General features: G+C 58.5%; 6 protein-coding genes and 5 pseudogenes. 7 read left to right on the forward strand and 4 right to left on the reverse strand.

Annotated features, from left to right (window positions below; genetic code table 11):
• The 4 genes and pseudogenes from NKI16_RS33475 to NKI16_RS33485 form a co-directional block, all read left to right on the forward strand.
• A pseudogene (locus NKI16_RS33475) lies at positions 1-300 on the forward strand (class I SAM-dependent DNA methyltransferase); the annotation flags it as partial.
• 76 nt (positions 301-376) lie between these two features.
• Positions 377-1,681, forward strand: coding sequence for a 4-aminobutyrate--2-oxoglutarate transaminase (gene gabT / locus NKI16_RS33480; RefSeq protein WP_352924708.1), 1,305 nt, complete (start codon positions 377-379; stop codon positions 1,679-1,681).
• A 283-nt stretch (positions 1,682-1,964) separates the two neighbouring features.
• Positions 1,965-2,066: pseudogene (locus NKI16_RS34220) on the forward strand (IS5/IS1182 family transposase); the annotation flags it as partial.
• 179 nt (positions 2,067-2,245) lie between these two features.
• Positions 2,246-2,848 carry a GNAT family N-acetyltransferase gene (locus tag NKI16_RS33485; protein WP_352924709.1) on the forward strand — a complete coding sequence of 201 codons (603 nt, stop codon included), beginning with the start codon at positions 2,246-2,248 and terminating at the stop codon, positions 2,846-2,848.
• Positions 2,849-2,871: 23 nt separating this feature from the next.
• Here the strand turns inward: NKI16_RS33485 and NKI16_RS33490 are convergent.
• Positions 2,872-3,042, reverse strand: a pseudogene (locus NKI16_RS33490) (transposase); the annotation flags it as partial.
• 205 nt (positions 3,043-3,247) lie between these two features.
• Between NKI16_RS33490 and NKI16_RS33495 the strand changes: the two are divergent.
• From NKI16_RS33495 to NKI16_RS33505, 3 genes are all read left to right on the forward strand, one after another.
• Positions 3,248-4,195 carry an ABC transporter permease gene (locus tag NKI16_RS33495; RefSeq protein ID WP_352924711.1) on the forward strand — a complete coding sequence of 316 codons (948 nt, stop codon included), beginning with the start codon at positions 3,248-3,250 and terminating at the stop codon, positions 4,193-4,195.
• Positions 4,196-4,323: 128 nt separating this feature from the next.
• Complete coding sequence (gene proX / locus NKI16_RS33500; protein WP_352924713.1) at positions 4,324-5,295, forward strand: glycine betaine/L-proline ABC transporter substrate-binding protein ProX; 972 nt, start codon at positions 4,324-4,326, stop codon at positions 5,293-5,295.
• A gap of 41 nt (positions 5,296-5,336) precedes the next feature.
• Positions 5,337-6,398, forward strand: coding sequence for a quaternary amine ABC transporter ATP-binding protein (locus NKI16_RS33505; RefSeq protein WP_352924715.1), 1,062 nt, complete (start codon positions 5,337-5,339; stop codon positions 6,396-6,398).
• A 170-nt stretch (positions 6,399-6,568) separates the two neighbouring features.
• Here NKI16_RS33505 and NKI16_RS33510 read toward each other — a convergent pair whose 3' ends face one another.
• The 3 genes and pseudogenes from NKI16_RS33510 to istA all read right to left on the reverse strand — a co-directional run bounded on the left by NKI16_RS33510 (position 6,569) and on the right by istA (position 9,036).
• A complete protein-coding gene (locus NKI16_RS33510) occupies positions 6,569-6,778 on the reverse strand; it encodes a hypothetical protein (RefSeq protein WP_352924717.1) in 210 nt (69 codons plus the stop codon).
• Between the two features lie 17 nt (positions 6,779-6,795).
• Positions 6,796-7,533: pseudogene (gene istB / locus NKI16_RS33515) on the reverse strand (IS21-like element helper ATPase IstB).
• Positions 7,534-7,544: 11 nt separating this feature from the next.
• Positions 7,545-9,036 (reverse strand): annotated as a pseudogene (gene istA, locus NKI16_RS33520) (IS21 family transposase).
• Positions 9,037-9,295: the final 259 nt, after the last annotated feature.

The raw sequence follows: 9,295 nt of genomic DNA on the forward strand, positions 1-9,295 counted from the left end.
AGCGCGAGCTATGACATCACCGTCTGCTGCGGCGTCTTCACGCTCGGGCATGTCCGACCGGATGGGCTGCGCGAACTGGCTCGCGTCACGCGCCCGAACGGATTCATCATCGCAAGCACCCGCAAGAGCTATGCGGAGGCCACATCCTTTGAAGACGAGGTGCGGCGTCTGCAGGATGCGGGCGTCCTTGTGCTGGTACAGTGTCTAAAAGACAGCAGATACGTCGCCGAAGAGAACGCGCATTACTGGGTTTTCCAAGTGCCCGAGAAGGCCAACGCACCAACGCAGGAGCGGCCATGACGACGCTACAGCAAATCTCGCTGGCGAAGCTGGCAGCCGATGCAACGCGTGTTTGTACAGGGGAGTGTATTGCAGCATGATGGCACGATCGAGCGCAGAACTCCACGCGAGACGTGAGCGCGCATTGCCGCGCGGCGTTGCATGTGCGTTTCCGGTATGCGCGGAACGCGCCCAAGGCGCGGAGATTTGGGACACGGAGGGCCGCCGGTATATCGATTTCATCGGCGGCATGGGCGCGCTTGCGGTCGGACATTCGCATCCGCAGGTGGTTGATGCAGTCAGAACGCAGTTGCAGCACTTCACCCATACCTTCTTCGGCAGCATTCCCTATGACGGCTACGTGCGTCTCGCGGAACGCTTCAACGCGATAGCTCCGTTCGCCACGCCGGCGAAAACCCTGCTTGTCACCACTGGCGCAGAAGCGGTGGAGAACGCGGTAAAGATCGCTCGCGTCCACTCGGGTCGAAGGGGTGTCGTCGTCTTCAGAGGAGGCTTTCACGGACGCACGTTACTGACCCTTGCGATGACTTCACAGCTCGACCCATACAAACGCGGCTTCGGCCCCTTCCCCACCGATATTTACCACGCGCCCTTTCCTTCGGCCTATCGAGGCCCGAGCGCAGACGAGGCTCTTCAAGCGCTTCGAGACCTGTTCGAGACGCAGATCGAGCCCGACCAAGTTGCAGCCATGGTGATCGAACCGGTCCAGGGTGAAGGTGGTTTCCTGCCGGCGCCGTCGGAGTTCATACGCGGTCTGCGCGCTTTGTGCGACGCCCACGGCATCGTCCTAATCGCGGATGAGGTCCAGTCCGGCTTCGCTCGCACCGGCCGGGTTTTTGCCATCGAGCATTCAGGGGTGGAGCCGGATCTTGTAGCGCTGGGAAAGAGTTTCGGCGGCGGGCTCCCAATCGCCGCTGTCATCGGCAAGGCGGTGATCATGGACGCTGCACCGTCTGGCGGACTCGGAGGCACCTACGCCGGCAATCCCCTTGCATGCGCAGCGGCACTTGCCGCCCTCAACGTGCTGGAGGAGGAGAACCTGGCTGCCCGCAGCATGGAAATCGGCGAGCGCCTTACCACCGGCTTCCGCACCCTCAACCTGGGGACCAATTGCCCAATTGTCGGTGAGGTGCGCGGATTGGGCGCGATGATCGGTATTGAATTCGTCGACGATGCAATGTCCCAACGCCCGGCGACAGCGCTGACGGCGAGACTCGTGGAAGACGCCGCGATGCACGGTCTTCTGCTCGCCTCGGCCGGACCCGCGCATAACGTCATCCGCGTCCTTGCGCCGCTTACAGCATCGAACGAGATCATCGACGAAGCCTTGGCAATTTTTGACGAGTCGCTTGCGCGGGTAGCCTCCCTTGCGCACGCTTGATTCATATGATCCCGACGAGATGGCGATGCCGCCCGGTGCCGAGCCTTGCCCGCTCCGCACCCAGCCGACCGCGACTACTTGTCGGCACACATTTAGCCGCAGATCATGTAGATCGACAAGCGCTGTGCTCTGCACGCGGTATTCTTCTACCGCGCGTGCGACCCCCCTTTGGCGAAGCGCGGTGCATCGGCTGCAAGCGCCGTCGGGCGTCCTTATTCTCGCTTTCCCTGATTGGTGCACTGCGCCCTTGCTTTGGCGCCAGGACACCACAAAAAAGTGCTCGTATCCCCGCAGACGGGTGGTGGAGAGAACATTCGCTTGGCTCGGCAGATGCCGCAGACTGGCCAAGGAGTTCAAACGAACCATCGCATCCGCCGAAGCCTGAGTCTTCATCGCACATATCCGCTTGCTCACGCTTCGCCCTCGCAAGACCTTGAAATTGCACCAGTCGTTTTGATTTAGACACTCAGCGAATTTCTTAAAACTTTAACCCAAGGAACGCGCATTTTAGGAGATTATGTGGGTGCCGCTCAGTTTTAACTGCCACTCGGAAAGGAGCTTCTCATGCACATCCTAGAAACGCAGCGCCTAATCCTAAGGCCGCCGTCGCATAACGACGAGCTTCTTCTACATGGACTTCGTAGCGATCCGCTCGTGGTAAACGCCGTCGGGGAGGGAGTCTATCCGACGATAGAGCAGTCGAAAGCTGAACTGCTTAGGCTCATTGATCATTGGCAGCACAATCATTTCGGCTTATGGATGGTATTCATCAAAAGCGAAGACCGAAATAGAAAGTTCGCTGGCAGTTGCGGATTGATGCGCAGCGGCCCAAACATGCCCGAAAATCCAAAAAACGTAGAACTTGAATACTACCTAAACCTCGAGGCGTCCGGTAAAGGAATTGCTGGTGAGGGCGGTAGAGCAGCAATAAAATTTGCTTTTGATTACTTAGGTCTTGATAAGGTCACCGCATTCATTCGAACAACGAACGAACGGGCGCTACGTGCGGCTCCTAAAGTCGGTCTTATTTACGTCTGTGACCGAATTTACAATAATATTATAATGAGATATTTTGAGGTTTCTCCTAAGACAGCCATTAATGAAGACAGCCTAAATCCGGAAGTTGCCACAAGCCGCTTTGCCGGACGCGCTGCTTACCCCCTTTGAACTTGGTACTGATGGGCTTCAACCGCATCGTCATAAAGCCGCCGCGGCCCCGAACGGCCCGCCTGCGGTCCGTTGCGCAATAGGCGCATCGCATGCTTCCGGTGAAAGCCGCTCACCGCCACGAACTCATCGAGAATGCGCGACTTCTCTGCCCGCTCGCTTCGCGCGTAGCGCTCCGTTACCGCGCTCACCAGCTACTCTGGCAAAAAACTCAACCGGCCGTACGCCTTTTTTTCCGAACCGGCTTTGCTCGTGCGGTGCTAAGACCACCTAGGGGAGAAGCTTTCAGAGCAATGCGACTGGAGCAGAGAGGCGCCGCCGAGGCAGGAGGAGGGCAAAATGTCTGGTTGTGGGATATTGGACCCCTTCAAGTGTAGCACAATCCCTCTTGCGGAGTGGATGATCAGCGGGTTGCGCTGGACCGTCGACAATTATCGGCCGTTCTTTCAAACCGTAAAGATGCCGTTTGACACTTTGCTGCAGTGGTTTGGTTTCGTTCTTAATTCTGTTTCGCCGACGATATTCATTATCTTCGCCGGACTTGTGGCTTGGCAGGTTGGAGGGCGGCGGCTGGCAAGTACCATCCTTGGGTCGCTTGTTTTCCTTGGCTTCATTGGCGTCTGGCAAGATTCCATGACGACGCTTTCGATTGTGCTGACGGCGCTCGTCGTTGCTTTCGCACTTGGGCTTCCACTTGGCATTTGGGCGGCACGAAGCGAACGAGTGTTCATGATCATGCGCCCGATCCTCGACGGCATGCAGACGATTCCGGCCTTTGTCTATTTGGTGCCAATCGTCATGCTGTTTGGCATTGGCAATGTGCCGGGCGTGATCGTGACCGTCATCTACGCGGTCCCTCCGTTGATCCGCCTCACCAACTTGGGTATCCGGCAGGTGCCCGAAGAAGTCGTCGAGGCCATGCGGGCATTTGGGTCCACAGAATGCCAGTTGCTGTGGAAGGCACAATTGCCGCTCGCGCTTCCCACGATCATGGCGGGCATCAATCAGACATTGATGATGTCGCTCGGGATGGTAGTCGTTGCCTCGATGATCGCGGTCGGCGGACTAGGACAAACGGTGCTGCGGGGGATCGGCCGTCTCGACATCGGGCTGGCTACAGTTGGCGGGCTTGGGATCGTCACCTTGGCGATTGTGCTCGATCGCTTCTCGCATTCGCTGTCTACGCAGAAGCGCCGGCCTGGAGAGATTTGGCTTCAGGGACCAGTCGGCATGATCCGAGGTGTTGTCGGGCTCACCAAACGCGGAAAGCGGGACGGTCGTCGGGGCGACGAGGTTACCTCAAACCAATCACAAGATGAATTCGCCAATAAATCGCCTGCCGATTGATTTTCGCCTTTGTCTGTAGCGTACGGCACGCCTCAATTGAACATTCCGGCGGAAAGCCAACTCTTTCACACGTCTTACTAATCATAGTGCCTGAGCGTCGTGCTCCAGGGACAAACAAGGAGGGAACGATGAAACTTCAATCGGTATTGGTGGCGCTGGTATTAGTCGGTTTTGCCGCCCCCGCATTCGCCGACCAGGCGAAGCCCGCGTGGGACGGAGTTCCGGAAGGTCTCTTCCAGAACTATGTCGTCGATCAAGGCCTCAAAGAACTGGGTTATGACATTGCCGACCCTACGGCGGTTCCCGCACTGCCCCTTCTTCTCACTGCCGTCGCGAATGGCGACCTGGACTTCTACCCCATCCTCTGGGTCCCACTTCATAACGCGTTCTTTAAGCAAGCGGGCGGCGACGAGAAGTTGGTGCGCGTCGGCACAATAACCAAGAACAGCATTCAGGGTTATCTAATCGATAAGAAAACGGCGGACCAGACCAGTATCAGGTTCCTAGAGGACCTCAAAGATCCCGAAAAGGCCAAGCTCTTTGATATCGACGGAAATGGCAAGGCCGATCTCTACGGTTGCGAACCAGGTTGGGGCTGCGAACGCGTAATCGAGCATCAGCTCGACGCCTACGGTCTACGTGATACCGTCGAGCAGAAGCAGGGCGGCTATTTCATTATTATTCCTGATGCAATCGAGCGCATCAAGGCTGGAAAGCCTACTCTTTACTACACCTTTACGCCGCTATGGCTATCAAGCATTCTCCGCCCAAGCAAGGAAGTTGTTTGGCTCAATGTCAAGAAAACCTCTCTACCCGATGGGCAGGCAGGAAATACGGTCGTTGAAGGAATCGGAAATCTCGGTTTTCCGGTAAATGATCAGAAGATCGTTGCAAACAAGGTTTGGTTGGGTGCCAACCCCAAAGCAAAGAAGTTCTTTGAACTAGTCCAGATTCCTATTGAAGACGTCAATGCTGAAAACAACCTGATTTTCAGTGGTGAGAAGAGCAACGAACAGATCATGAAACACGCCACGGACTGGATCGCTGCCCACCAAACAGAGTGGGATCAGTGGATCGCCGAAGCGACGGCCGCGAAGTAACCGTCCTATCTCCGGCCCTCTATTATGAGAGAGCTCCGCTAATGACTTCAGCCGCAATTGTGTGTTCCGGTCTTTGGAAAATCTTCGGGAAGCGCGAACAGGAAGCTCTCGCGGCAGCGCGCGACGTCGGCGCTAGCAAGCACCAGATCCTCGAAGAGTTCGGCTGCGTCGTTGGTGTCGCCAAGGTGTCCTTCTCGGTCCAGCCCGGTGAGATTTTTTGCATCATGGGGCTGTCAGGCTCGGGCAAGTCGACCTTGGTCCGCCATCTCAACAGGTTGATCGAACCGACTGCAGGCGAGATCCAGATTGGCGGTCGGGTCATCAACGATCTTTCTCCAACCGAGCTGCGCAAGCTCCGTTCCGAGCAGGTCGGCATGGTGTTCCAGCACATGGCGCTGTTACCGCACCGCACTGTCTTTGACAATGTCGCCCTCAGCCTCGAACTGCGCGGTAGGTCCCGAGAAGACCGTCGACGTGTCGCGGAGGATAAGCTGCGCCTCGTCGATCTGGGTGGCTGGGGGGACCGCTACCCGGATGAACTTTCCGGCGGCATGAAGCAGCGCGTGGGCCTTGCGCGCGCCATGGCCGCCGACCCGCAAATCCTGCTGATGGATGAACCCTTCTCGGCGCTCGATCCGCTAATTCGCCGCCAGCTCCAGCAGCAGTTCCTGGAGCTCACGAAGGTGGTCAGGAAGACCACGGTCTTTATCACGCATGACCTTGATGAAGCCATTCGCCTTGGCGATCATATTGCGATCATGAAAGATGGCAAATTCGTTCAAGTGGGAACGCCGGAAGATATCGTCACCGCACCTGCGGACAGCTATGTCGCTGACTTCGTCTCCGGCATTTCGCGCCTCAATCTCGTTACCGCCCGGAAGATCATGCAGCGGCGGGAAAGCATAGCGACACTTTCTGTTGAGCAATTCTGCGGGCTGCCGCGTGTTCAGACTGCCGACAAGCTCGCGACAGTGATCAGGACAGCTGCGGATGCGGGAGATCTGATCGCAGTCTTTGACAGTGGAGAGCCCGCCGGCGTCATAACCCGGCGCTCGCTCTTCGAAGGGATCCTATGCAACGATCCCGTGGGTGCCTTCAGTTAGGCGGGAGACACTGGATTTCAATCGAGGATCTTCGTCAGATGAGACGCAGGCTGCTGCTGGCCGAAGCAATGTTTGTTTAACGCGGTGAAAACGACGCCTCACACCTGCATGACCGAACGCTCAGCCGCGCTCGAACCACAAGGCTCATGAATAGGACGGGCAAAGAACCCCTATTCGGCCTCAGAGAAATTGCCGGAATCGTAGAACGATGAACGATGTGGGTTGTCATTTTTGCTTTCCATTCTGTCGGAGTCTTCGAGGATGTCAGAGCTGCCGATTCCGACGAAGCCGCCCCTTTGTTCCGATATGATTGCGCCCCCGGATTCCGTGATGATCTCGCCCCCTGGGGCTAGGGCTCTGCTGGCGTTGATTGTTGTCATTTCGTATGCTTCATGTGTCAAGCTTTTTGCGGCTGCTTTCGCCGCAGGCTTTCGCCCCTTAGATCGATGCGATGAGCGTTGTGAACGAGGCGATTCAGGATTGCGTCGGAATAAGTCGGATTTCCGATGACGTCATGCCATGCTGACACGGGCAGTTGGCTGGTGATGATGGTGGAGCGGCGGCCGTAGCGATCCTCGAGGATTTCGAGGAGATCGTGCCGGGCCTGATCGTCGAGTGGTTCAAGGCCCCAATCATCAAGGATCAGCAATTGGACGCGGGCGAGCGTGCGTTGCAGGCGTGCGTAGCGACCATCGCCTCTGGCGAGCGCCAGGTTGGCGAACAGGCGTGGGACACGCTGATAGAGAACGGCACGGTCCTCCCGGCAGGCCTTATGCCCGAGCGCGCAGGCCAATCAACTCTTGCCGACCCCTGATGGGCCGCAGATGGCCAGATTGTCATGGGCATCGATCCAGTCGCCCGCGTGAGCTTGAGGAACAAGGCTCGATCGAGGCCGTGATCGCCACGATAGTCCACATCCTCGGGGGCGGCCTGATGGCGGCAGCTTGGCAAAGCGCAGGCGGGCGCCGAGCTTGTGATCATAGCGCCAGCTCCATTCCCGGTGGAGCAACAGGGCCAGCCATTCGCCATACGATAGCTGTTCGGCCTCGCCATTGGCAGCCAGTTCATTGAACGCCTTGGCCATTCCGGTCAGGCCCATGGCGTTGAGCCGGTCGAGAGTGGGATGTGCAAGCATGTCATTCTCCTTCAGTGGTAATAGCGGGAACCGCGGATATTGGGGTGGTCGATGGGCTCGCGAGCCGTCGCCTGGCGCGACGATGCCCGGTCGAGGTGATTGTCGAGGATTGAACGGACTGAGCCATAAGTCCGGGCGTTGATCTCCAGCGCCCGGCCGCAGGCGGCGTTGACGCGCTCGCGGCCGAAGCCCTTGACGAGCCGGATGACGCCAAGACAGGCGCGGAAGCCTTGTTCGGGATGCGGCCGATCCGCCAGTATCTTCTGGCACAGCAAGGCCGCATCGGGGCCGATCGCGGAAGCTTCCCGGGTGATCCTCTCGATCGTCCAGTCGGCAAAGCGGCGGTGCGATGAAGGCATGTGATCCGACACCGTCGTGTGCCGCCCATTGCCGCTGGAGCGCAGATGGGCGGCGATCCTCTCGCCCTTACGGAACAGCTCGATGGTGGTCGCCGTGATGCGCGCCTCCATCTGCTCCCGCGCAAAGCGGTATGGCACCGAGTAATAGTGCCGGTCGATCTCGACTGGTAGTCGAGGCCGGCGCGCCGAATGCGCCATTCAGCAAAGACGTAACGCTCAGCCGGCAACGGCTTGAGCACGGGCCGGTCGATCTCGTCGAACAGTTGTCGCCGCGTGCAGCCGACACGGCGTAGCACGCGGCTATCGTTCAGATCGGCAAGCAACTCGCCGATCGCCGCGTTGACCTCGGCCAGGCTGTAAAAGACACGATGGCGCAGGCGGCCGAGAAGCCAGCGCTCGACAATTCGCACCGCCGTGGCCGCCATGGCCGGTCGGCAGCACCGAACTGCCATAATGCTCGGCCATACCGGCATAGGTGCGGTTTACCTGCGGGTCGTAACGGCAGGCCTTGATGATGGCGGCCTTGGTTGTCGGGAGCCAACAGAGCCGGCGCGCCGCCGAACGCTTCCAGTGCATTGACGTGACACCCCAGCCAGTCCGGAAGTGTCCTCACTCCAGCGCCTTCCGCATAGGATAGGCTCGAAGCGCCCAACACGGCCACGAACAGATGCGATGGCGCGTCTTGCCCTTCAGCCGGTCGACGATCACCGTCACCGTATCGCCGGCATAATCGACGAAGAGCTTGTCGCCGGCGACATGATTCTGCCGGATCGTTACTGGCAGATTGGATGCCCAGCCCCTTTATAGATCACGAAAGCGGCTATAGCGGTAATCATCGGGGTGGCGAGCGATGTATTCGTCCCACAGGATCTGCAGCGTCACATGCTTGCGCTTCAGCTCGCGATGCACGCAAGCCCAGTCCGGCTCCACACTGCGACGGTGCCCTGTCTTCGTCCCGTTAGAGCGCAGCCTCCAGGACCGCGTCGGTGATCTCGTCCACTAACGGCCAAGCCAGTTCGGCAGCCTCCGCCCGGCGAAGCGTTTCGCGCACAGTCGAGGGCGCAGCCCCGACCCTGTACGAGATCGCCTTGTGGCCAAGGCCCTCTTCAAATCGATATCTCAAAATCTCGCGGACACGCCGCATCGCCAATCTCTCCGCAGGCATTTCATTCCTTCTCCCGGACAACCCAAAAGAAGCAACATTTCACCAGCAGAGCACCACGCCCATACACCCCTCCGAGGGCGCGGCATCATTTCGGAATCAGGGGGCGGTTAATTCTCGGAACGAGGGGGCGACATCCCTCGGAATTTGCAGTCCGAGCAGCCGCCGAACGGCGGCGATGATGCGATCCTTCGTCGGGTAGAAATCCTTCTCGAGGGCCGGACTGAAGGGTACGTGAATG

This window comes from Mesorhizobium sp. M0698 (genome assembly GCF_040320455.1).
Classification (GTDB): Bacteria; Pseudomonadota; Alphaproteobacteria; order Rhizobiales; family Rhizobiaceae; genus Mesorhizobium.